The organism is Candidatus Polarisedimenticolia bacterium (assembly GCA_035764505.1).
Lineage (GTDB): Bacteria > Acidobacteriota > Polarisedimenticolia > Gp22-AA2 > AA152 > AA152.
Window position 1 is genome coordinate 17,292 of sequence record DASTZC010000081.1, and the last position, 22,125, is coordinate 39,416.

18 protein-coding genes are annotated in these 22,125 nt (G+C 68.3%); 5 read left to right on the forward strand and 13 right to left on the reverse strand.

Features of this window, described 5'->3' with window-relative positions:
* The first annotated feature begins 42 nt into the window (after nucleotides 1-42).
* Genes VFW45_05495 through arfB form a run of 3 tightly spaced genes read left to right on the forward strand, consistent with a single transcriptional unit; the run spans nucleotide 43 to nucleotide 993 of the window.
* The gene (locus VFW45_05495) at nucleotides 43-342 is read left to right on the forward strand and encodes a hypothetical protein (GenBank protein HEU5180224.1); all 300 of its coding nucleotides are present in this window, start codon (nucleotides 43-45) and stop codon (nucleotides 340-342) included.
* Nucleotides 343-373: 31 nt separating this feature from the next.
* Nucleotides 374-556: a hypothetical protein gene (locus VFW45_05500; GenBank protein ID HEU5180225.1), complete on the forward strand. Its 183-nt coding sequence runs from the start codon at nucleotides 374-376 to the stop codon at nucleotides 554-556.
* Complete coding sequence (gene arfB / locus VFW45_05505) at nucleotides 553-993, forward strand: alternative ribosome rescue aminoacyl-tRNA hydrolase ArfB (GenBank protein ID HEU5180226.1); 441 nt, start codon at nucleotides 553-555, stop codon at nucleotides 991-993. Before VFW45_05500 ends, arfB begins: the two co-directional genes overlap by 4 nt.
* Nucleotides 994-1,003: 10 nt before the next feature.
* On the opposite strand, the gene VFW45_05510 is transcribed toward arfB, so the two are convergent.
* From VFW45_05510 to VFW45_05535, 6 genes are all read right to left on the reverse strand, one after another.
* Nucleotides 1,004-1,885 (reverse strand): SPFH domain-containing protein, encoded by an 882-nt coding sequence (locus VFW45_05510; GenBank protein HEU5180227.1) that lies wholly within the window; start codon nucleotides 1,883-1,885, stop codon nucleotides 1,004-1,006.
* 34 nt (nucleotides 1,886-1,919) lie between these two features.
* Nucleotides 1,920-2,366 (reverse strand): NfeD family protein, encoded by a 447-nt coding sequence (locus tag VFW45_05515; GenBank protein HEU5180228.1) that lies wholly within the window; start codon nucleotides 2,364-2,366, stop codon nucleotides 1,920-1,922.
* A 74-nt stretch (nucleotides 2,367-2,440) separates the two neighbouring features.
* Nucleotides 2,441-3,445, reverse strand: a complete 1,005-nt coding sequence (locus tag VFW45_05520; GenBank protein ID HEU5180229.1) for an aldo/keto reductase — start codon at nucleotides 3,443-3,445, stop codon at nucleotides 2,441-2,443.
* A gap of 124 nt (nucleotides 3,446-3,569) precedes the next feature.
* Entirely contained in the window at nucleotides 3,570-4,784 is a 1,215-nt protein-coding gene (locus tag VFW45_05525) for a DNA polymerase IV (GenBank protein HEU5180230.1), read from the reverse strand.
* A 269-nt stretch (nucleotides 4,785-5,053) separates the two neighbouring features.
* Nucleotides 5,054-7,735, reverse strand: a complete 2,682-nt coding sequence (locus tag VFW45_05530) for a serine/threonine-protein kinase (GenBank protein ID HEU5180231.1) — start codon at nucleotides 7,733-7,735, stop codon at nucleotides 5,054-5,056.
* 67 nt (nucleotides 7,736-7,802) lie between these two features.
* Nucleotides 7,803-9,296: an AAA family ATPase gene (locus VFW45_05535; GenBank protein HEU5180232.1), complete on the reverse strand. Its 1,494-nt coding sequence runs from the start codon at nucleotides 9,294-9,296 to the stop codon at nucleotides 7,803-7,805.
* Nucleotides 9,297-9,410: 114 nt separating this feature from the next.
* Here VFW45_05535 and VFW45_05540 point away from each other — a divergent pair, with 114 nt between their 5' ends.
* A complete protein-coding gene (locus VFW45_05540; protein ID HEU5180233.1) occupies nucleotides 9,411-10,175 on the forward strand; it encodes an ABC transporter ATP-binding protein in 765 nt (254 codons plus the stop codon).
* Nucleotides 10,172-11,923: a hypothetical protein gene (locus VFW45_05545; GenBank protein HEU5180234.1), complete on the forward strand. Its 1,752-nt coding sequence runs from the start codon at nucleotides 10,172-10,174 to the stop codon at nucleotides 11,921-11,923. Before VFW45_05540 ends, VFW45_05545 begins: the two co-directional genes overlap by 4 nt.
* 17 nt (nucleotides 11,924-11,940) lie before the next feature.
* Here VFW45_05545 and VFW45_05550 read toward each other — a convergent pair whose 3' ends face one another.
* From VFW45_05550 to VFW45_05580, 7 genes are all read right to left on the reverse strand, one after another.
* Nucleotides 11,941-12,729: an ABC transporter permease gene (locus VFW45_05550; protein HEU5180235.1), complete on the reverse strand. Its 789-nt coding sequence runs from the start codon at nucleotides 12,727-12,729 to the stop codon at nucleotides 11,941-11,943.
* Nucleotides 12,726-13,637 (reverse strand): ATP-binding cassette domain-containing protein, encoded by a 912-nt coding sequence (locus VFW45_05555; protein HEU5180236.1) that lies wholly within the window; start codon nucleotides 13,635-13,637, stop codon nucleotides 12,726-12,728. Before VFW45_05555 ends, VFW45_05550 begins: the two co-directional genes overlap by 4 nt.
* A gap of 104 nt (nucleotides 13,638-13,741) precedes the next feature.
* Entirely contained in the window at nucleotides 13,742-15,256 is a 1,515-nt protein-coding gene (locus VFW45_05560) for a PQQ-dependent sugar dehydrogenase (GenBank protein HEU5180237.1), read from the reverse strand.
* Between the two features lie 89 nt (nucleotides 15,257-15,345).
* A complete protein-coding gene (locus VFW45_05565; protein ID HEU5180238.1) occupies nucleotides 15,346-16,569 on the reverse strand; it encodes a PQQ-dependent sugar dehydrogenase in 1,224 nt (407 codons plus the stop codon).
* Entirely contained in the window at nucleotides 16,566-17,525 is a 960-nt protein-coding gene (locus tag VFW45_05570; GenBank protein HEU5180239.1) for a ferritin family protein, read from the reverse strand. Before VFW45_05570 ends, VFW45_05565 begins: the two co-directional genes overlap by 4 nt.
* A 13-nt stretch (nucleotides 17,526-17,538) precedes the next feature.
* Complete coding sequence (locus VFW45_05575) at nucleotides 17,539-19,659, reverse strand: chloride channel protein (GenBank protein HEU5180240.1); 2,121 nt, start codon at nucleotides 19,657-19,659, stop codon at nucleotides 17,539-17,541.
* Between the two features lie 66 nt (nucleotides 19,660-19,725).
* Nucleotides 19,726-22,038: a DNA polymerase II gene (locus tag VFW45_05580; GenBank protein HEU5180241.1), complete on the reverse strand. Its 2,313-nt coding sequence runs from the start codon at nucleotides 22,036-22,038 to the stop codon at nucleotides 19,726-19,728.
* Nucleotides 22,039-22,125: the final 87 nt, after the last annotated feature.

Consider the following 22,125-nt stretch of genomic DNA (forward strand, 5'->3'; position numbering starts at 1 on the left):
CTACCGGGCGGCGGGGTTATGATAGACGGGCGAGGTGCGGAGATGACGGCGGCGCGCGGCGCGCAGCGCAAGGGGATCGGCAAGTCGCTCGTCCTGGGCGGAGCGTTCGCCCTGGTCATGGGCGGGCTCATCTGGTACGCCAGTGTCTCTCTGGGCGGCCACCGTTGCGAAGTCTGCCTTACCTACGGCGGCGGCCACTCGTGCCGCAGCGCCGAGGGGGCCACTCTGGAGGAGGCGCGGCGCACGGCGCTCGATCTGGCGTGCGCCGAGCTGGCCTCGGGGATGACCGAGAGCCTGCGCTGCCAGAACACCCCTCCCACCCGGGTCACCTGCGACCCCTGACGCATGCGAAGCAACGACGTGAAGGAGCGCCATGAGGCATGAACGGACCCCCGGCGGCGGATTGATGCTGGAGCTGGATGCCCGCGAGGCCAGGCTGATGAAGTTCCTGGCGGAGCGGGCCACCTTCGTGGACACCCCGCCGGAGGAGCAGGACGACATCCTCCGGCTGGCCGATCAGATCCTCGGCGCGCTGGGGGAGCGGACCGAGCCGTGAGCGGCAGGGCCATGGTGCGGATTCTGCCGGGGCTGTCGATTCCCGGCGACGAGATTGTATATACCGCCTCGCGCAGCGGCGGCCCGGGCGGCCAGCACGTCAACAAGGTCAGCAGCCGCATCACGCTGACCTTCGATGTCGCCGCTTCGCGCGCCCTGTCGGCCGAACAGAAGCGCCGGATACGAACGAAGCTTTCGACGCGGATCAACTCGGAGGGTGTCCTGCGGGTCATCGCCCGGGCCTCCCGCAGCCAGTCGGTGAACCGGGACGCCGCCGAGGAGCGCTTCGCGGAGCTGCTCCGGCGGGCGCTGGCCACTCGCAAGCGGCGGGAGAAGACGGTGGTCCCGCTCAGCAAGCGCCGCGACCGGCTCGAGGAGAAGCGGCACCACTCGCAGATCAAGCGTGAGCGGGTCTTTCGGGACGGAAAAGAGGATTGACGGGAGCGCTTCAGGCCGACGCCTTGCCCGGCCCCCCCTTGATCGGCAGGACCGACTTGTCGTCCAGACCCAGGACGTTCACCAGGTCGGACCCTGCCGGGATGATGTATTTCGTCTGGGTGGCGAGGATGTGGTTGAGCACATCGAGCCGCTTGCTGACCTCGGCGCGCTCCTTGAAGTAGTGCTCGGCGGCATTCGACACCACTTCGATTGCCTTGGCCTCGGCGTTGGCCCGGGTGATCCTCGCCTGGGCGTCGCCTTCCGCCCTCAGGATCTCCGACTGCTTCACTCCCTCCGCCTGGAGAATCTGGGCCTGCTTCACCCCTTCGGCCTCCAGGATGTTGGCGCGCTTGTCGCGCTCCGCCTTCATCTGCCGCGACATCGCTTCGGTGATGTCGGCGGGCGGGTCGATCTTCTGGACCTCCACGCGGGTCACCTTGACGCCCCAGGTGTTGGTGGCCTCGTCCAGCACGGTGCGCAGGTTGGCGTTGATGGTGTCGCGGGCGGTGAGGGTCTCGTCCAGCGACTTGTCGCCGATCAGGTTTCTGAGGTTCGTCTGGGCCAGCGTGGTGGCGGCGTAGCCGAAGTTCTGCACCTCGAAGGTGGCCTTCACCGGATCGCTGATGCGGTAGTAGATGACCGCGTCGACGACCACCGAGACGTTGTCCTTGGTGATGACCTTCTGCGGCTCGACGTTGATCACCCGCTCGCGCATGTCCACCTTGATCATGCTCTCCATGATCGGCACGAGGAAGGTCAGCCCGGATCCGACCGTCGTCCGGTAGCGCCCCAGGCGCAGCACCAGCCCCTTCTCGTACTGCGAGACGATGCGCGCCGAGCGCGCCAGCGCCACCAGCATGATGAAGGCGAAGATCAGCAGGAAGATGAACAGGAAGCCGCGGCCGAGATCGTTCTCCATGGGTGCTCTACCTCACCGTGAGGGTCACGCCGTCCAGGCCGATGACCGTGATTTCGGCGCCTTCTTCCACCGCCTCCGCTTCCTCCTGCGGCAGGACCGCCCGCCACTCCTCCTGGTTCACCCGCACGCGTCCCGGCAGGTGCGGCGCGATGCGGGCGAGAACGATTCCTTTGCGCCCGATGAGCGAGTCGGTATTGCTGGTGACCGCGGCGCCCTTGAGATCGAAATGCGACCTCACCCAGCGGCGTCCGACGGCGATGTACAGGGCGCACAGGACGCCGGTGACGAACAGCCCCAGGTAGAGGCCCTGGAACATGAGGCCGACCGCGCCCCCGATGACGAAGGTGGTGCCGATCAGGACGAGATCGAACGCGGCGAAGCCGCCGGCCGCCACCTCGATGAGGATCATCGCGGCGCCCGCCAGGATCAGCAGCCAGTTCCACGAGACCGACATGCCCACTCCTCCCTTGAAAGAGCGATCGAGCGCGACGCGGCCGGTCGGACGAGGGGGCCCGCGGAGCCGGCTGTCTAACCCCAGGGCTCGGAGCCGCCGCGTTTGTACCAGGCGCATTCGCGGGAGGTGTCCCGCGTGCGCGATTCGATCTTCGCCATCGTCTCGGCCGGCAGCGGCTTGAAGGCGCGCGCCAGGGAGACGTTCTCCTCGAGCTGGGCGACCGTGTCGCACCCGATGATCACCGTGGAGACGGGAAGCGTCCAGGTGTAGCCGACGCATTCCTTCATGCTCAGACGGGCCTGCTGGAGCAGGCGCCCGCGCGCCGGGACCTTCATTCCGATGATCCCCATCTTCCTCGAGACGGCGGTGGAGAGAAGCTCGTCCTGGAACGGGAGGTGATGACGGTCCGCGGCGTTGAGCGCCATCAGGATGCAATCGAAGTCGTAGCGGCGCAAGCCTTCCAGGAGAGAAGCCGGATCGAAGTGACCGGTGATCCCGAGGAAGCGCGCGCTCTTCTCCTCCTTGGCGCGGACCATCGCCTCCAGCGCCCCGCCCTTGCCGAATGCCGACTCCAAATCGGCGCGCGAGCCGACATGGTGCATCTGCCAGAGGTCCACGTGATCGGTCTGCAGCCGCTTGAGGCTCGCCTCCAGCAGCCGCAGGGAGCCGTCGCGCGTCCGGTCGTCGGTCTTGGTCGCCAGGAAGGTTTCCTTGCGGCGGGTCTTCATCACTTCGCCGTAGTAATCCTGGCTGGGACCGTACAGCGGTGCCGTATCGCAGTAATTCACCCCGAGATCGAGGGCGCGATGGATGATGGCGACGGCGGTGTCGTGGGCTTTGGCGCCTTCCTGCTCGAGGGTCGCCTGCCCCCCCAGGGAAAAGAGCGCGACTTCGTGGTCCGTCTTGCCGAGCGATCGCCGCGGCATTCCGCGAAGCGGCTCGGAGCCGGCGGCAGGCCGCGAGGGCGTCGTGTCCGGAGCGTCCGCGCCGGAGCGGGCTTGCAGCAATCCCAGGGAAATGCCGGCGGTGCCGGTGAGCCCGGCCTTTAGGAAGGTACGACGATTGACTTTGGGAGACATGCCTCGCCTCGTGGATTTCCGGCCCGCGGTGGAATCCGGCGCCGGCCGATGCTTCTGAAGCCCTCCCAAACCCCTGGCGGATACTACCAAGGAAACGGAGCGCGCAACAACAACGATGCGGGGATCAGTCGACGGAGGGGAGGCTGGAGGCTTCGGGGGGCGTCTTGTCGGGCTTACCGCGAGGGCGTGCGACCAGCCGGGCAGGGCGCAGTGCCTCCTCGCCGAAGCGCTCCCGGAGAGTGTCGGCGGCCGCAACCAACCGGTGCGCTTTCAGCGAGCCGGCGTCGGGGAACAGCGCCGCCTGGCCGGAGCGCGCGGAGAGCAGGTGGGAAGCCCCGACGCCGAGCAGACGCACCCCTTTCCCTTCGAGGCGGATGTGGCGGCTGAACAGATGGCGCGCCGCCTGCAGGATGGCGTCGGCAAGATCGGTCGGGGCCCGAAGCGTCATCGAGCGCGTCCAGGTGGTGAAATCCCCCGTGCGCACCTTGAGGCGGACGGTGCGCGCCACCAAGCCGGCCCTTCGCAGCTCACGGGCCACTCCTTCGGATCGCGCCACCAGCGCCCGGTCGATCGCTTCCTCGCCGCGCAGGTCCTCCGCGTAGGTGCGCTCCTGGGAAATGGATTTCGCCTCACGCGACGAGTGCACCTCGCGCGCGTCCTCGCCGCGCGCCAGCGCGCACAGGTGGTGCGCCAGCGCGGACCCCAGCGACTCCTCGAGGCGGCGCGACGATTCTTGACCGAGATCGCCGATCGTCGTGAGCTGAAGAGCGTGCAGCCGGGCGGCCGTCTTCGGCCCGACGCCCCAGAGCCGCTCCACCGGCAGCGGGTGCAGGCGGCGCGGAATATCGGAAAGGGGGAACACCACCAGACCGTCGGGCTTCTCCAGGTCGGAGGCGATCTTGGCCAGGAACTTGTTCGGTGCGACGCCCACCGATGCGGTGAGGCGCTGCTCCCGCGCGATCCTTTGCTTGAGATCGCGGGCAATCGACGCCCCGCGCTCCAGGGACGGGGCGATGCCGGTGAGATCAAGGAAGGCCTCGTCGATCGACAGCGGCTCGACCACCGGAGTGAAGTCGTCGAGGATCCGGCGGATGGCGCGCGACACTTCGACGTACAGATCCATGCGGCCGGGAAGCCAGGTGGCCTGCGGGCAGAGGCGCTCGGCCGTCAGCGACGGCATCGCCGAGCGCACACCGAATTTCCGGGCCTCGTACGAGCAGGTGGAGACCACACCGCGCCGGCCTCGGTGGCCGACAATCAGCGGCTTTCCGGCGAGCCCCGGGTCTTCGCGGACCTCCACCGCGGCATAGAACGCGTCCATGTCGAGGTGGAGAATCACACGCTCCGGATGCTGCTTCGGCATAAATTTGCTTTGCCCTGCGCCGATCTGATGGGACAACCGCATTTGACGCGCAAATGATCTTGCGCAGCCGCGCGGGCCGGGGTATAGGGTAGATCAAAATCCCGTCAGCGCGGGGAGAAACAATGGCGGTGACATACCCACCCAAGCCGTTGGTGAAAGCTCCGTTTCTCCCTGGAGATGAGAGGGCTGCGGAACCGGCTTCTCCGCAGTCTCCAGCCTTGACCCCGCGCTGACGGGGACTTCTTCTAAGAACGGGCCGATTCCGCCTCGAACACCGCATCCCGGAACCAGCGTCTCCCGCCCACCGATCCCCTCAGTCCCCAGATCGCGAGCCCCAGAATGGCCAGCAGCGGCAGCATGATCGTCGCTCCATACCAGGCGCCGGGCTCGATCCCGATCGGAAGCTGGTCGAGGAGCCGATTGACCGTTCCCAGCACGACCATCGCAAGCAGCCCGAAGCGGAACAGCGCCGTGAAGAAGATGACCACGCCAATGGCCAGGCCGACAAGCGAAATGACGGGACTTCCCGACTGAAAGGTCACCACGGCGCCGATGATCGAAGTTCCCGTGATGGCCACCCAGGTGCGTCCTGAAAGCAGCCGCAGGATGAGGAGGAGCATCAAGGGGAAGAACATCTCCAGCGCCGAGCTGACGTGCACTCCCAGCAACGCGGCGATACCGTTGCGGAAGCCACGCATCGATTCGAGGGCCCAGATGTCGATTCCGGGCAGGCTCCCGGGGAGCCCCAGCCGCGCCGCCAGGACAGTCACACCGGTGCCGGCCAGGGAGAGGAGGACGCCGAACAGGCTGCCGACCAGGACGTCGCGGCCCACCAGCGGATCGCGGAAGCGACCGTCCACCAGCCTCACCCAGGAAACCAGCATGCGGGGCCAGAGCTTCCGGGCATAGGGTTCCAGCGCGAGATAGAGGACGCCAACCATGCAGACCCGATAGGTCGACCAGGCCAGATGCGCCATGAGCAGGTCCACCTCCGCATCGCTCGGCAGGTGGTGTGCGGAAAGCATCCAGAGGAGGCGCAGCGTTCCCAGATAGACGGCGCAGCGCAGAGCTCCTCTCCAGTCGCCCCGTCCCTGGCGCAGGTTGCGGGTGGCGACGACCAGGGCGGCGACGATCGCCGACACGAAGACGGCGGCGCGCGCGAAGCGGACGATCCAGGGATCCGACCCCGAAGGCTCGGAGCCTGCCTCTTCGCCGCGATCCCAGGGAGCGAAAATCCGGAACCCCACGACCTTTCCCGCCAGCCCCGCCGCTTCGAGGCGCACCGGCGTCGGCGGGGAGGTGGGATACTCAGCCTTCCAGGCCTTGCGGGTATCGGAGAAACAGGGCGGGACCCACTGCGGCTCCACGCTCTCGAGACTGCTTTCCGCGAATCCCGCGATCGATAGGAGCTTCGCCCAGTCGGGCTCACCGGCGGGCGCCCCGGTTGGAAGCTTCTCCGGAGGCGTCGCCGCGAGCGCCACCAGCCTGCCGTCGGATCCCAGCGTGACGTCGAGCATCCCCGGCCGGAGGGGTGGAGGATCCAGGAACCAGTCGCCGATCGTCCCCTTGCTCTCGCGCACCAGCAGCGCCGGGCTCTCCCGGAGGCGGAACTGGATGACCGCAGGCTGGGGCCGGGCCAGCGTCTCCGGCCATTGCGGCGGAGGACGCAGGCGGTTCAAATAGGAGAGATAGCTGGTATCGATGGTGAAAGCGACAATATGGTCCGCGGGGCGCTCGGTGTATCCCAGCTCCCCGAGGATTTCCCGGGCCCTCTCGGCGAGCACCTCGGGTGATTTCGACAGCCTGGAGAGGAGGAGAACCTGACTGCGGGCCGCGAGTGGGACGAGTGCCGCCATCCCCAGGACAATTCCGGCGAAGAGCATCGCCGCCGTCTTCACGCGGAGGCCTTCGGAGTCACCTCCCGCGGCGACCATCTCAGGGGAGGGAGTTTCTCCCGCGGCCAGCGCGGCGGCAATGGGATCCCCGCCCGGCAGCGCCGCCGCCACCGCCAGCGCGGAGGAAGGCCGGCCGGCGGGGTCGGGGCTCAGGCAGCGCAGAATGATCCGCTCCACGGCCGGATCGAGCCCCCCGACCACGCTCGAGGGAGACGTGGGGGAGGTGGTGGTCTGCTTCTTGAGAAGATCGGCTCCCGAGGTCGAAGAGTAGGGCCGCTTGCCGGTGAAGGCCTCGTAGAGAATCAATCCGAGCGCATACAGATCGCTGCGCTGCGTGACCCCTTTTCCTTCCAGCTGCTCAGGCGCCATGTAGGCGGGTGTCCCGGAGCGAGCCTCGTCACCTTTGACCTCCTCCCCCAGCGCCGCCAGCCCGAAGTCGGTGATGCGGGCCCGGCCACGGCCGTCGATCATGATGTTGGCGGGCTTGAGATCACGATGCAGGACGCCGGCGTCGTGCGCCGCCGCCAGGCCGGCGCTGATCTGGCGCGCGATTTCGACCCCTTTGTCCGGGGGAAGGCGGCCGATGCGCCTCAGGAGCGAGGCGAGGTCCTCGCCGTCGACATACTCCATCGTCAGGAAGTGGTTGCCGTCCACCTCGCCCACGTCGTAGACGCGGCAGACGTTGGGATGGGCCACCTGGCGCGCGATGCGTACCTCGTCGTGGAACCGGGCCAGCCGCGCCGCGTCCTTCTCGATTCCCGGAGGCAGGAACTTGAGGGCAACCGCCTGACCCAGCTTCAGGTCGTCGCCCCGGTAGACCTCACCCATGCCGCCGCGTCCGAGCAGGGCGATGATGCGGTAGCGATCGCCGAGCAGGGTGCCGGGAAGGAACCGGCCGTGCCGGGGGTCGGAGGAGGACGAGCCGGAGGAGCTCAGGCGCGTCGGTGCCTCGGAATCGCTCAGGGACGCGCCGCAGGAAGGGCAGAAGTGCCCGAAGCCGGCTTCGGAAGAGCAGGTGGGGCAGCGCGCCATCGGCGTTCTCGCAGGCCCTGGGTTGCGACTCGGATGCGGATCGTAGCACGCGCCGGAGTCGGGATTCTCAATGGGCGCTGCGGGTGCGCTCCCGGGCCCAATTCCTGAGGGCCTGGATCTTCTCTCCCATCGTCTGGATCAGCGGCCGGGTGCGGGTGATCTCCTGGAGAATCGTCTCCGTGGTGAGAGGGCGGCCGCCCGAGAAGGCGGTGTACAGCGCGGCCACGATTGCCTGCTCCACCTCGGAGCCGCCGAAGCCTTCCGTCGCCTCGACCAGGCGGGGCAAATCGAAGGCGGTTGGGTCCTTGCCCCGCTTCTTCAGATGGATCGCGAACAGCGCAGCGCGCGCCTGGGCGTCGGGAAGGTCCACGAAGAAGATTTCGTCGAAGCGCCCCTTGCGCAGGAACTCGGGAGGGAGGATCGAGACGTCGTTGGCGGTGGCGACCACGAAGACGTCTCCCTTGCGGTCCTGCAGCCAGGAAAGGAACGTGCCGAAGATGCGCTTGGAGAGCCCGCCATCCTCGGCCTCGCCGGCGGCGGAGAAGGCCTTCTCCAACTCGTCGATCCAGAGCACGGCCGGAGCCATCTTCTCCGCCATGGCCATTGCCTTGCGGAAATTCTTCTCGCTCTCTCCGACATACTTGTCGTACAAAGCGACCGGATCGAGCTTGAGCAGCGGCAGATTCCACTCGCGCGCCACCGCCTTGGCGCACAGGCTCTTGCCGCACCCGGGAACTCCAAGGAGGAGCACTCCCTTCGGGAAGGCCAGACCGAAGCCGGCGGCGCGCGCCGGGTCGGTGAGAATGGCGCGGCGCTCCGCCAGCCATGATTTCAATCCCGCCAGGTCGGCGATATCTCCCATCCCTTCCTCGGCCGGGAAGTACTCGAGCACTCCTTCCCGCTCCACCACCGCCTTCTTCGCCGCGATCACTCCCGCGATGTCCTCGGGTGAAAGAACGCCGTCCTCCAGGACGGCGCGGCTGAGGATGCGCTCCGCCTCCTGCAGCGTCAGCCCTTTCAGGTTGTTGAGCAGGCGGGTGAAATCCTCCGCCTTCATCGCCACCTGGATCGGCATCCGCGCAGAGAGATCCTTCAGCACCCGATGCAGCAGGTCGCGGTACTCCGACAGCTCCGGGGAGGGCAAACGCAGAGTGGCGGAGATCGGCTTCACCGCCTCGGGAAGCTCGAGCGCGGTGCCGGTCAGGATCAGCGCTCCGGTGGAACGGGTGAACGGCTCGGCGGCGTCCTTCAGGCGGGCGGCGAGGACCTTGTCTTCCAGGAAGCCGCCCAGAGAGAGGAAGTGGTAGAGCGCGGGGAGCCGCGCGCTCTCGATGTGCGCCAGCGCCTGCCCCGGATCGGCGGTGCCGTAAATCGCGCCGCTCTCGCCGTCGCGCCGCAGCCCCTTGGTGGGCGTCCAGGAGAAGAACGGCACCCGCAGGCGCGCCGCGAGCTTGCGCAGCAGGGATTCGGCCCGATCCTGCTCGTCGGTTTCCAGGACGATGATGCAGTAGCGCGATCGGATCAGCAGGTGGAGGTCTTGGAGGGGGTCGCGCACCGGCATGTTCTCTCGGAGGATCCTGGTGCACTCGGCGACGCGCGACGATAGCGGATTTGAGGTTTAATATCAACCCTTTTGGGCCGGGGCGACGGCGCTTCGGAAAAGCGGGGGAGAAGCTTGGAAGCGGCGCTGGAGACGCGGGGACTCACCAGGACGTTCGGCGAGCTGCGCGCCGTCGACGGCATCGATCTGGAGGTGCCGCGCGGCACCCTGTACGGTTTTTTGGGCCCCAACGGCGCCGGCAAGTCGACGACCATCAAGTGCCTCACCGGGCTGCTGCGGCCGAGCGCGGGAACAATGCGGATCCTGGGGCTCGATCCGGTGAAGGAGCCCGTCGCCGTGAAGCGCCGCGTGGGCGTGGTCCCGGAAGATCTGGCGCTGTTCGACCGTCTCACCGGCGCGGAGACGCTGACGTTCGTCGGCAAGGTGCACGGTCTGCCGCAGGCGACGCTGGCGTCGCGCAGCGCCGAGCTGCTCGATCTGATGGACCTGAAGGGCGCCGCGGGAGTCCTGGTGGCCGACTATTCGCACGGCATGCGCAAGAAAATCGCGCTGGCCGCAGCGCTGCTGCCGGGCCCGCACCTTCTCTTCCTGGACGAGCCTTTCGAAGGGATCGACGCCGTCGCCTCGCGGCAGATCAAGGATCTCCTGCACGCGTTCGTCGGGCGCGGCGGCACCGTCTTCCTCACCTCCCACATCCTGGAGATCGTCGAGCGCCTCTGCACGCACGTCGGCGTCATCGCCAAGGGAAAGCTGGCGGCGCAGGGGCCGCTGGAAGCGCTGCGGTCGGGCGGCGGCGGCCGGACGCTGGAGGAGGTCTTCCTGGACCTGGTGGGGGCCTCCGAGGAGCGCGGCTCCGACCTCGCATGGCTGTCGGGATGATCCGCACCGCGCGCGTCATCCTCTGGCTGCGCTGGCGGCTGCTGCTCAACCTGATGAAGCCGACGAAAAAGCGCGACACGCTTGAGCGCGCCTCGCGCGCGCTGCAGGTCCTCGGTCCGGCGCTCATGGTAATTCTCTTCCTGCCGGGGGTCCTGCTGGTCGGCTTCCTGGGGGCGCTGGCCGGCTACTACCTGCCGCAAAGCGGCCAGGTCCATCAGCCGATCCTCCTGATCCTGCGCATCATGCTCGGGGCGGAGCTGGGAATGACCTTCCTGGCGCCGCTGCTGCGCGCCGCGCAGGGAAGCATGCCGAACGCCGAGCGCCTCATTCTCCTCCCCATTCCGCTGCGCGCGCTCTACATCAGCGAGCTGATCGCCGCCCTGGTCGAGCCCTGGTCCGCCATCCTGGCCTCCGGCACGCTGGGCCTGGCCCTGGGGCTGGCGGCGGCGGACGCCTGGGCCGCCGCAGCCATCGCCTTGCTGGCCGGGCTCGCGCTGCGGCTGCTGATCGCCGCATTGTCGACCCTGTGCTCGACGGCGGCGCAGCTGATCTTTCGCGACCGCCGCCGCGGCGAGCTGGTGAGCTTCGTGCTGCTCACCTCCCTGGCGATCCTCGGCTTCATGCCGGGGCTGCTGTCGACCTGGAACCGGGACCGCCGAGGTCCGACGACCTTGGAGAAGGTCGAGGAGAAGGCGGCCGAGTCGCCGGCCGAGAAGAAGCGCCGGCCGCCCGATGCGCCCGGCTGGTCGGGAAAGGCGCTGCCGCTCTGGTCGGTGATCTATCCGCCCGAGCTGTACGTGAAGAGCGTCGCCAAGGCGGCCGACGCCGCGGAGGCCGTGGCGCTGCTGCCGGTGGCGATCCTCTGGGGCTGGGCGCTGGGGCTGCAGGCGGGAGGGTTCGGGATCTACCGGCGGCTGATGGAGACACCGGAGGTGGCGACGCCGCGGCGCGGATCGCGGGTGCTGGAGCCGCGCTGGCCCCGCGTTCCCTGGATCAGCGACGCCGCCTCGGCGGTGGCGATCGCCCAGATCCGACTGGTGCTGCGCTCGGTCCAGGGGAAGATCCAGACGGTGATGCTCCCCGCCGTGATCCTGGTCCTGGGGATCCTCTGGAGGCGCCGTCCGCCGGAGCTGGTGCCGGAGGGGTTCGCCTTTCCGATCGGGCTCCTCCTCGGCGGCTTCGCCGTCTTCCTGGCGATGACTACGCTGGAAGGGACGGTGCTCAACCAGTTCGCCAGCGACCGGGCCGGATTGACCCTGGAGTTTCTTTCGCCCATCTCCGATGCCGATTTGATTGCCGGCAAGGCGGCGGCGGGCGCCATTCTGGGGACTTGCCGAGGCGTCCCGTCGATTCTGGTCGCCGCCGTCATCGCGCCGGGCGGCTCGCCCTGGCTCTGGCTGTGCCTGCCCTTCGCAGGTGCCGCGGTCTTCTCGCTGATGTCTCCGGTGGGAGCGATCCTCTCCGCCGTCTTCCCGAAGGCGGTGAATCCGGCCCGGCTGACCAAGCAGAACCAGCCCCATCCGCTCGCCGCGATCCTTGGAATGATGGTAAGCGTCCTGGCGCTGGCGCCGGTGGTCGGGCTGACCGCGCTGGCCACCCTCCTCGTCGGCAGCCCGCCGCTGGCGCTGCTGCTCGATGCCCTCTACACCGCTGCCGCGATGCTGGTCTCTGTCCCCCTGTTCCGGCTCGCGGCGCACATCCTCGCCGGCCGGCGCGAGAACCTGGCGCTCGTAGCTCAGGGCCGCTGAAACGCGGGACCCGGCTCCTACTTCACCAGGCGGCGTTTCATCAGGAAGATCCCGAGCAGGCAGACCGGTGCCGTGAGCGCCAGCAGCGCGGCGACGTCCCAAACGGCGCGCAGGGTCAGGCGGCCGAGGCTCGCCTCGCGCATCACCGACACGACGTGAGTGAGCGGCACCGCCTGCGCCAGGATCTGTCCCCAGCGCGGCAGCACGTCCAGCGGGAAGAAGGTCCCCGAGAAGAGGAACATCGGCATGATGAAAAGGAAGGTCGGGAAGTTGAAGGAATCGATCTGCGGCACGATGCCGGTGAAGCAGAGGGCCAGTCCCGAGAAGAACAGCCCCGCCAGGAACGAGAAGGGGAGGATGACCAGAGTTTGAGGATAGGAGAGGACGCCGAAGAAGCTCACCGCGGCCATCATCACGGCGCAGCCGATCGTCCCCTTGGTCGCCCCCCACAGCAGCTCGCCCGCCATCACGTCCTCCAGCGTCAGCGGCGTGGTGACCAGCGCGTCGAAGGTGCGCTGGTAGTACATGCGCACGAACGTGTTGTAGGTGTTCTCGAAGAAGGCCTGGAACATCACCTGCGTGGCCAGCAATCCGGGGGCGATGAAGGTGGTGTAGTCGATGCTCTCGCCGCGATAGGGGACCTCGTGGACCAGCGCGCCCACGCCCGCCCCGAAGGCCAGCAGGTAGAGGATCGGCTCGAGCAGCGGCGGCACCAGGTTCGTCTTCCAGGTCACGAAATAGACGTCGCGGTTCCTCTGCCAGACCCGCAGGCTGCGCGCGCTGATGTTGCGCACCAGGTCGATCATTCGCGCAGCTCCCTGCCGGTGAGGGTCAGGAAGAGATCCTCCAGCCCCGCGGTGCGCACCATGCAGCGCTCGACCGGGTACTTGCCGGCAATGGCGGAGAGCACCGACTCGCCGGAGTCGGTGTAGACGAAGAGCCGGTCGCAGTCCGACTCGAAGCGCCAGCCGCTGCGGCGCGCCAGCTCCCGCAGCGCTTCGGACGCGCCCCAGACTTCGACCACCTCCCGTCCGACGCGCTCTTTCACCAGCGCCGCCGGATCCCCCTCGACCAGGATCTTGCCGTGGTCCATGATCACCAGCCGGTCGCACAGCGTTTGCGCCTCGTCCATGTAGTGGGTGGTGAGTAGGATCGTCTTTCCCTGGCGCCGCAGCTGCCGGATCCGATCCCAGACCTGGTGGCGCGACTGCGGATCCAGCCCGGTAGTGGGCTCGTCCAGGATCAGGAGGTCGGGATCGTTGATGAGCGCGCGGGCAATCACCAGGCGGCGCTTCAATCCGCCGGAAAGGTCGCGGATGCCGCTGCCGCGCCGCTCCCACAGCCCCATGAAATCGAGCAGCTCCCGCGCCCGCTTCTCGCGCACGGGAGCGGGGATGCCGAAGTAGCGGCCGAAGACCAGCAGGTTCTTGTGGACCGAGAAATCGGGATCCAGGTTGTCCTCCTGCTGGCAGACCCCGATGCGCGCCTTGATCTCCCGGGGGTGGCGGCGAACGTCGTAGCCGAACACCCGAAGATCGCCGGATGTCACCGGCGCGAAGCAGTGAATCATCTTCACGGTGGTGGTCTTGCCGGCCCCGTTGGGTCCCAGGAAGCCGAAGCACTGCCCGGCGGGGATGGCGAAGTCGATCCCGTCCACCGCCGTGAGGTCGGCGTAGCGCTTCACGAGCGCATGGGCTTCGATGACCGGCGTCACGAGCTCCTCCAGGGGGGAGACAGGGTACGGGATTGGATTCGAACACTCAAGATGTCAGGAGTGAACGGAGAGGCGGGCAGTCAGGGAAATCCGGCCGGAGAAGCTCAGAGAGGACAGGCCAGCGCCGAAAGAGTGCGCGGCGTGCCGCCGGTGCCCGTCCCGGGACTCGTCTGCTGGCCCGCCGCGTTGCGCGCCACCACCAGGTAGGAGAAGAGAGAGCCGACGGCCGGGATTTGCGGATCACCCCCTGTCCAGCTCGGCGTGGCGCTCTGGAACTCGCAGTCGAAGGTGCCGCTGCCGTTGCCGGCGGTGCGGTAGACGCGGTACTGGCTGATCGGGTGATCGGAGCTCAGGTGGAGGTCCTCCCACGTCCAGTTGGCGTCGAGCGAAAGGAAGGGAGCGTTGGGCCCGGAGACTTCCAGGTTGGGGAGAATCGGGACGATCTTGAAGACCTCGCCACCGCGATCGACGATGTAGATCTCGCCGCGTGCATCCTCGCCATAGGAGGTGATCTGGGAAATGCTCAGCCCGCCGCCCGGGGCCAGCTCCGTCGTATGGGTGATCGGGTCGCTCACCGCCCCGCCGACGACCCGGAACGACTTGATGAAGGCGGAGCAGAAATCGGAATAGAAATAGCGTCCCGCGAGCGCCGGCATGCGGCAGCCGCGGTAGACGTAGCCGCCCGTCACCGAGCAGCCGCTGCCATGGTCATATTCCGTGATCGGCAGGATGGCGTTCGGAACCGTCGCGCAGGCTTCGACGCCCGGGCAGGAGGGGTTGGGGTCGCAGTGGGTCCCTTCGTAGACCCGCCAGCCGAAGTTGTCGCCGGCGGAGCGCGGCGCGGGCCGGAAATCGATCTCCTCCCAGTTGTCCTGGCCGACGTCGCCGATATAGAGATCGTTGGTCAGCCGATCGAAGGACCAGCGCCACGGATTGCGCAGCCCCTTGGCCCAGGTCTCGATCGTCGGAGGCACGGCATCCACGTTGATGCGATGCAGCTTGCCGAGCGGCGACGCATCGGTCTGGGCGTTGTTGCTCGTATCGCAGCCGCCGCCGCCGTCGCCCGTGCCGACGTAGAGCCTGCCGTCGCTGGTGGAGAAGGCGATCATGCCGCCGTTGTGGTTGCCGGCGCCCGGGTGCAGGAAGGTGAAGAGGACCTGCCGCGTCGAGGTGTCGGCCAGATCGGGGTTCCCCGCGCTGCGCGCGTAACTGACCAGGAGGTTCGAGCCGGTCAAATCGGTGTGATAGACGTAGAACAATCCATTGACGGCGTAGTTCGGGTGGAACGCGAGGCCCAGCAGCCCCTCCTCGTTGTTGCCGCCGTCGGCAGGGGAGAGCACGAGCGAGGCGATGTTCAGGAAAGGGGCCGCCAATAGAGCGCCGTCCTTGATGATGCGGATCGTGCCGTCCTGCTCAACGATGAAAAGGCGGCTGGTGTCCCCGGGAGGGGAGGTAACGAGCAGAGGTAGCAGGTAGGCACCCGGCATCTTCACGGTGGTGAGCGGCGTTGACGATGCCGTCGAAATGCCGTCACAGACTCCCGCCGCCGCCGAATGCGCGCCGGCCGCGGCGCCGAGCCAGATCGTCAGACCCAGCTTCGCGAAGCGGTTCCCTCTCATGGACCCCCCCTCTCACCGGGTGCCGCGAGTGTAGCCCCGCGGCGGCCGGGCGGCAAACCTTTTTGAGGGGAATCTTCGGGGCGCGACGCTCAGCGAGGGGAGGGCGCGGCGCCGGCGGGGACGATTTCGAAAATCTCGCCTTCCTGGTCGATGACGTAGATCTCGCCGCGCGCGTCCTCGCCGAAGGAGGTGATTGCTTCGATGTGCGCACCGCCCCCCGGCTCGAGCTCGGCGGTGCGGTCGCGCATCTCCATCGCCTTGCCGTCGCGCACCCGCAGGGAGCGGATGAAGCCGGCGCAGAAATCGGCATAGAAGTAGGTGCCGCGCAAATCGGGCATGGCGCAGCCCCGGTAGACCGGGCCCCCGGTGATCGAGCAGGCGCTTCCCTTGTGCGAGAACTCGGCGACGGGGGGGATGGCGCGGATGCTGTCGCAGCGTTTGCGCCCCATGCACGACGGGTTCGGGCAGTGGGATCCCTCGTAGAGGTCCCAGCCGAAATTCGCTCCCTTGGCCCGCGGCGCGGGATAGTAGTCGACCTCTTCCCAGTCCCCCTGTCCCACGTCGCCGATATAGAGGTCCGAGTTGGCCCGATCGAAGGCGAAGCGCCAGGGGTTGCGCAGGCCAATCGCCCAGACCTCGACCTTGGGAGGATCTGCGTCAACGTCGAGGCGCAGCAGCTTCCCGAGGAGCACCTCGGGGTTCTGCGCGTTGTCGTCGGGATCGCACATCGAGCCGCCGTCGCCGGTGCCGGCATAGAGCTTCCCGTCGTCCGGGGCGAAGGCGATCATGCCGCCGTTGTGATTGGCATGCTTCACGTGGGGGATGGTCAGGACGACCTGGCGCGAAGCGGGATCGGCGGCGTCCGGGTCGGCGGAAGCGGCGCGGTAGCGCACGATCAGGTTGCTCTTCCCGGTCGTGTCGGTGTGGTAGACGAAGAAGGTCCGGTTCTCCGCGAAGCGCGGATGAAACGCCATCCCCAGCAACCCCTCCTCCCACCCTCCTCCCGTCGCCGGCGAGCGGGTCAGCCCCTTGAGATCGAGGAAGGGCTTGGCGGCCAGCGAGCCATTTTGGAGGATGCGCACCTTGCCGTCCTGCTCGACGATGAACAGCCGGCGCGTGTCGCCGGGAGGGGCGAGGACGAGGAGAGGACGCGTCAAGCCCGAGGCCACCCGCACCGCACGGATCGCGGTTCCCGCCGACGGGCGGACGCCGGCGCACGGGTCGGATCCTGTTTCAGCGCCCTCCAGCATCGCGATGCCGAGGACGCCGGCCGCCAGGAGGGCGACGAGTCGCGCGGCGCGCCAGGCGATCATGAGCTGCCGATCAGGATCCCGGCCAGGAAGACCGCGGCGCCGCCCACGACCACCTGCAGCGTCGCCGACAGGAAGGGAGTGTCCATGTAGCGCTTGCGGATCCAGGCGATCAGGATGAGCTCGATGGCGACCACGATGGTGGCGACCACCGTGGCGGTGAGGAAGTGCGGGATCAAATAAGGCAACGCGTGGCCGACCCCGCCCAGGAACGTCATCAACCCGCAAATGATGCCGCGCAGCAGCGGCTGGCCGCGGCCGGTGAGGCTGCCGTCGTCCGACAGCGCCTCGGCGAACCCCATGCTGATCCCGGCGCCCACCGAGGCCGCCATCCCGACCAGGAAGGTCTGCCAGGTGTCGCGCGTGGCAAAGGCGGCGGCGAACAACGGCGCCAGCGTCGAGACGGAGCCGTCCATCAGTCCCGCGAGGCCCGGCTGCACCACCTGCAGGACGAACAGCTGGCGCGAGCGCTGGTGCTCCGCCTCGCGTTCCGAGGGCTCCTGGTGCGCGGGGTCCATCAGGGCCGACATCTCCTCGTGCTTGCGCTCCTCTTCCGCCAGATCCCCCAGCAGCTGGCGCTGCTCGGCGTCGGTCGTCTGCTGCGCCGCCCGGATGTAGAAGCGCTCCGCCTCGAACTCCAGGATCGCGACGCGGCGGCGCACCTCGTCGACGCTCAGGCTGCGCCACGCGGGAAGCGGATCGCGCCGCAGGAAGCCCTTCACGTCCTGCGGCCGGATCAGCGGGATCTCCTCGCCGAACTTGCGGCGGAACAGCTCCACCAGGCGGTGGCGGTGCGAATCCTCCTCGACGCGCATCTCGTCGAGCGCCGCGGCGGCCTTGGGATAGTTGGGGCGGAGCAGGCGGGCGAATTCCTGCAGGATCCGGCCGTCCTCCTCCTCCAGCGAGATGGCCAGCGCCAGCACTTCCGCTGCGCCCAGGTCCCTGAACCTTCGTTTCATCGACACGGCTCCTTCAGCGCTTGGGCGATTCGGCGGGGATTTCCTGCACGGGGGCCGGCGTCACCGGCGCCTCGCGAGCTTCCGCCAGTCGCGCCGGATCGGCCAGGTGGGCGATGTCGGCGGGGCGTCCGACGACGATCAGGCCGTCGCCGGCGCGCAGCTCAGTGTCGGGACCCGGGATCAGCCGGTGCTCGTTGTCGCTGCCGACCTTGCGCTTGACCTCGACGACGTTGACGCCGAAGCGACGGCGCGCGTCGAGGTCCCGCAGCGTGGTGCCCTGGAAGGTGTCGGGCAGCTTCACCTGCGCGACCACGTATTCCTTGGGGAGCTCGACGTAGGTGGTTTCGGGGCGCCCTCCTTCCGTGGGCCGGTCGAAGCGTGCCAGCCGCTTCTCCCGACCCAGGACCTCCTGGCTGTACAGGAAGATGATGTCCCCGGCCGACAGCTCTCCCATGTAGCGCCGGGTCTCCAGCCCGTCGACCACCGGAAGGCGATCACGGCTTACCTGCGACCAGTGGGCGATGGCGTCGCTGAGGCGGTCGGAGAACTGCAGCACCGGGACGTCGGGATAGGTCACGTCCCCCGCCTTCACCGTCTGCAAGGCCTCGGGCTGGGCGATGTACTCGGTGAGATCCGCCAGCGTGATGGCGCCACGGAAGCGACCGTCCTCCCGCACCACGAACAGCTCCTTGCGCCCTTCGTGAAGGAGCCGCTTGACCACCGCCTCCAGCGGCTCGGTGTCGAGGATCGGGGCGGCGCCCTGGCGCATCACGTCGCGCACCTCGATGGTGTCCATCACCAGCTCCTCGGTGCGGCCCCCCAGCCGGACGCCGCGGTCCGCCAGCGGCAGCGTGTAGATGGAATGAGGGTGCACCAGGCGGCTCACCAGCAGCGCCACGGTGCAGCAGATCATCAGCGGCAGGATCGTCTCGTAGTCGCCGGTCAGCTCGAAGATGGTCAGGATGGCGGTCAGCGGCGCCTGCGTCGTGCCGGCGATCATCGCCCCCATGCCCACCAGCGCGTAGGCTCCCGGTCCGGCCGTCACGTCGGGAAAGATGTGATGGCACCAGGAGCCGTAGGCCGACCCCAGCACCGAGCCCACGAACAGCGTCGGCGTGAACAGCCCTCCGGTGCCGCCCGATCCGAGCGTCAGCGCGGTGGCCGCGAGCTTGAGGAACGGCAGGAGGAGGATGAGCTGCAGCGGCAGCCCCTCGCGCAGGACGAGGTTCACCGTGTCGTAGCCGTTGCCGTAGACGTGCGGGAAGCCGATTCCCAGCACGCCCACCAGGGTGAAGCCCAGGGCCGGCTTGGCCCAGTCGGGAAGGCGCACCTTGTCGAAACCTTTCTCGCCGGCGCGCAGCGCCAGGATGAACACGACGGAGGCCAGTCCCAGCAGGGTGCCCATGAGCAGGTAGTGGCCGATCTCCCAGCCGGAGACCAGCATCTGCACCGGCGGCGGGCTGTAGGCGCGATAGTTCCCCAGCAGCCCGCGCGACACGATCGTCCCCATGGCGGAGGCGACGACGATCGGACCGAAGCTCTCCAGGGCGAAGTTCCCCAGCACCACCTCCAGGGCGAACAGCGCGCCGCCGATCGGCGCGTTGTAGGCGGCGGCAATGCCCGCCGCCGTGCCGCAGCCCACCAGGATGTTGAGCCGGTTCCCGGTGGTGGTGGAGCGCCGCCCCGCGATCGACCCGATGGCGGCGCCGACCCGCATCAGCAGCCCTTCGCGGCCGAGCGAGCCGCCGCAGCCCACGGTGACGATGGTGGAGGCGGCCATGGTGAGGGTGCGGCTCAGGGAGATGTAGCCGCGGCTCTTGGTCACCGCCTCGATGATCCCGGTGGTGCCGTGTCCGCGCACCGAGCGTCCGGCGAGGAAGACGATGAAGCCGATGATGACGCCGCCGGCGGCGAGCGCCCCGACGCGGTGCAGCGGCGTCGCCTTCTGCGCCCATTCCAGGAGATCGCGGCCGCCTCCCCAGAACAGCTTCTGGACCAGCGCCATGAGGCGCACGATCCCGACGGCGGCGAAGCCGGTGGCCAGGCCGGTCAGCGGCACCAGCGCGAGGAACCGCTTCTCGCCGGGGCGGATTCTCCGGAGGTAAGCGATGAGGGGGAGATTGGACCAACGCATGCCGGCTCCCAGAAGCCACGCTGCGGCGCCATTCTACTCTGAGCGGGAGCCGGGAGTGCGGCTGGATCAGAAGAGGTCGAGCTGCCTTTCCTCTCCCATCACGGCGCTGAAGGAGCTGCCGAGCTGGCTGAGCAATGCGTCGGCCACCGGGCCAATCTGCTTCGCGATGTAGTGCTCGTAGTCGATTGGGCTGTCGCGGTGCCCGTCGGGCTGCGGTCCGGCCAGCGTCATGACATAGGCGATGCGCCGACCGGGAGCGGCGGGCAACAGCCGGGCCGCCTTGACGTGCGGGGGCGTGGTCTCGGTGTACTGGTCCAGCGGCTTGCGCAGCGACTTGCGGTAGACGAGCAGCTCGTCCTGCTCGCCTGATTTGAGGCTGCCGACGAACGCCCGCACGAACTCCTCCACCGGCTCGCCGCGGAACACCCGCTCGAACAGCCCCTTCTGGAACTCCTTGCTGAGGTCGGTCCAGTCGCTGCGCACCGATTCCATGCCGACGAACACGACCCGGCGGATTCCCTTCTCCTCGACCCAGCCGGCGTATCGCTTGCGCGCCCCGGCGGTGCCGTGACGCATCGCCGGCAGGAAAAGCTTCAGGTACAGCCTCTCGAATTCCAGCTCGAGCCGGCTGGCCACCCGGTGCGTGGCGAGCAGGTGGCGGGCGAGATCGCGGTTGATGCGCTCCGACAGCTCCGCGCCCACCCTCGCCGCGAACTCGGGGGTGGCGGCGTTGCTTTCGACGAACAGCGAGTCGGTGTCGCCGTACAGCACCCGATGGCCCAGCGCCTCGACGTGCTGCTTGGTCCACAGGAGGATCGACTGGCCGAAGTGGGTGATGGCGTTGGCCACCGGCGCCGAATGGAAGCGGCAGGCGGGAGTGGCGAGGACGCCGTAGAAGGAGTTCATCAGGATCTTGATGGCCTGCGAGGCCAGCAGGTCGCCCGAGCGCTTCGCCGCCTCGCGGCGCGGGATCAGGCGCGCGAGGATCTCCGGGAGGATGCCGCTGTCGCGGCGGAAGCGGGCGCCGTTGGGGGCCTGGATCGGATCCATCTCGCCCGACGGGCCGACGAGCAGCCCGGCCGGATCGATGTTGAAGGTCAGGATCAGGCTGGGGTAAAGGCTCTTGTAGTCGAATCCCAGGATGTTCTCGTGGATCCCCGGGACGGGCTCGAGGACCGCGCCTCCCAGCGTCGGCTCCGGCTCCGCCGCGGCGGTCACGGTGGGCGCCACCAGGCCGCGCTTGCGCATCTCGGAGAGATACAGGAAATCGAACGAGGCGATGCTGCCGGAGACGCGGTCCAGCGGCATGCCGGTCAGCAGGCTGCGCTCCACGGCGAGCTCCACCAGCTGGGTCTTCTGCAGGATGCGGGCGACCAGGCGGGCGTCGGTGAGGTTGTACTCCACGAAGGCCTCCAGGTCCTCGCGGAACAGCCGCTCGATCTCCTCGTGCCGGGCAGGACCGGACAGGGTCTTCCCCTCGCCCAGCAGCGTGCGCGCCGCGGTCTCCAGGCTGTAGTCCTCCAGCTTGACGAAGGCGCCGCGCAGGAGCTGGATGCCGTCCAGCACCATGCGCCCGGGAAGGTCGGCGCGCGAGGCGCCCCAGAAGGAGCTGTCGCGGGTGATCTTGAGCGGTCCGGGAATCCTGCCCAGCTCCAGGGAGACGCGGTGCTCCTGCATGCGCTGGTTCAGCACGGTCAAATCGAAGTCGATCAGATTCCAGCCGGTAATGACGTCGGGATCGTAGTGGCGCAGCGCCTCGGCGAGGCGCAGCAGCAGGTTCTTCTCGGTGCCGCAGTAGACGGCGGCATGGACCCGCTTGCCGATCGCCGGGACGGCGAGGAGCACTTCCTCGAAACCGGGGGCGTGCAGCGCCACCGAGTGGATGCGCGTTCCCTTGGGGTCGGTCTCGAAATCGATCGACAGGACTTTCAGCGTTGGACGGAAGTCGCAGGCGGCGAGCGCCGGATTGTCGAACAGCCGGGAGACGCGGTTGCCGCTGCGGAACGGGCCTTCGATGGCCACCGAGCCGCGCAGGCCTCGATCGATCAGGCTGCGGATGGCGAAGCGGACGTCGGCTTCGAAGGTCGGGATGCCGGCGCCGTGCAGCCGATCCCTCAGCGGCACGGTGTCGGGCGGAGCGGGGACCTCGATGCGGGTCACCGGCTCACCGGTGAGCGTCGTGTATTCGGTCTCGCCCTGGCGATCGGCCCCGAGCGTCCAGGCGCGCGCGGCGTCGTCGCGGCGCACGAAGAAATAAGGGGTGCAGCGGCTGTCGCGCACCAGGAAGGTCTCGCCCGTCTCCAGCTTGCCGAACAGGTAGACGATCGGACGGCCGCCTTCGATGCGGTAAGTGGGCTGGAGCACGAATCCCCGGACCATGCGCAAAACCCCTGCCCTGTCGGTCTTTTTCGAGAGTGCAGAGTGTAACACACACCGCGTCTCTGCGGGGCGGGTGTCGCCGCGGCT

Excerpts from the sequence above, each read along its gene's own strand:
- VFW45_05495 (HEU5180224.1), top strand. The coding sequence starts at position 43 with ATGACGGCGGCGCGCGGCGCGCAGCGCAAGGGGATCGGCAAGTCGCTC.
- VFW45_05500 (HEU5180225.1), top strand. The coding sequence starts at position 374 with ATGAGGCATGAACGGACCCCCGGCGGCGGATTGATGCTGGAGCTGGAT.
- VFW45_05515 (HEU5180228.1), bottom strand. The coding sequence starts at position 2,366 with ATGTCGGTCTCGTGGAACTGGCTGCTGATCCTGGCGGGCGCCGCGATG.
- VFW45_05520 (HEU5180229.1), bottom strand. The coding sequence starts at position 3,445 with ATGTCTCCCAAAGTCAATCGTCGTACCTTCCTAAAGGCCGGGCTCACC.
- VFW45_05530 (HEU5180231.1), bottom strand. The coding sequence starts at position 7,735 with ATGGCGCGCTGCCCCACCTGCTCTTCCGAAGCCGGCTTCGGGCACTTC.
- VFW45_05535 (HEU5180232.1), bottom strand. The coding sequence starts at position 9,296 with ATGCCGGTGCGCGACCCCCTCCAAGACCTCCACCTGCTGATCCGATCG.
- VFW45_05545 (HEU5180234.1), top strand. The coding sequence starts at position 10,172 with ATGATCCGCACCGCGCGCGTCATCCTCTGGCTGCGCTGGCGGCTGCTG.
- VFW45_05550 (HEU5180235.1), bottom strand. The coding sequence starts at position 12,729 with ATGATCGACCTGGTGCGCAACATCAGCGCGCGCAGCCTGCGGGTCTGG.
- VFW45_05560 (HEU5180237.1), bottom strand. The coding sequence starts at position 15,256 with ATGAGAGGGAACCGCTTCGCGAAGCTGGGTCTGACGATCTGGCTCGGC.
- VFW45_05565 (HEU5180238.1), bottom strand. The coding sequence starts at position 16,569 with ATGATCGCCTGGCGCGCCGCGCGACTCGTCGCCCTCCTGGCGGCCGGC.
- VFW45_05570 (HEU5180239.1), bottom strand. The coding sequence starts at position 17,525 with ATGAAACGAAGGTTCAGGGACCTGGGCGCAGCGGAAGTGCTGGCGCTG.
- VFW45_05575 (HEU5180240.1), bottom strand. The coding sequence starts at position 19,659 with ATGCGTTGGTCCAATCTCCCCCTCATCGCTTACCTCCGGAGAATCCGC.
- VFW45_05580 (HEU5180241.1), bottom strand. The coding sequence starts at position 22,038 with ATGGTCCGGGGATTCGTGCTCCAGCCCACTTACCGCATCGAAGGCGGC.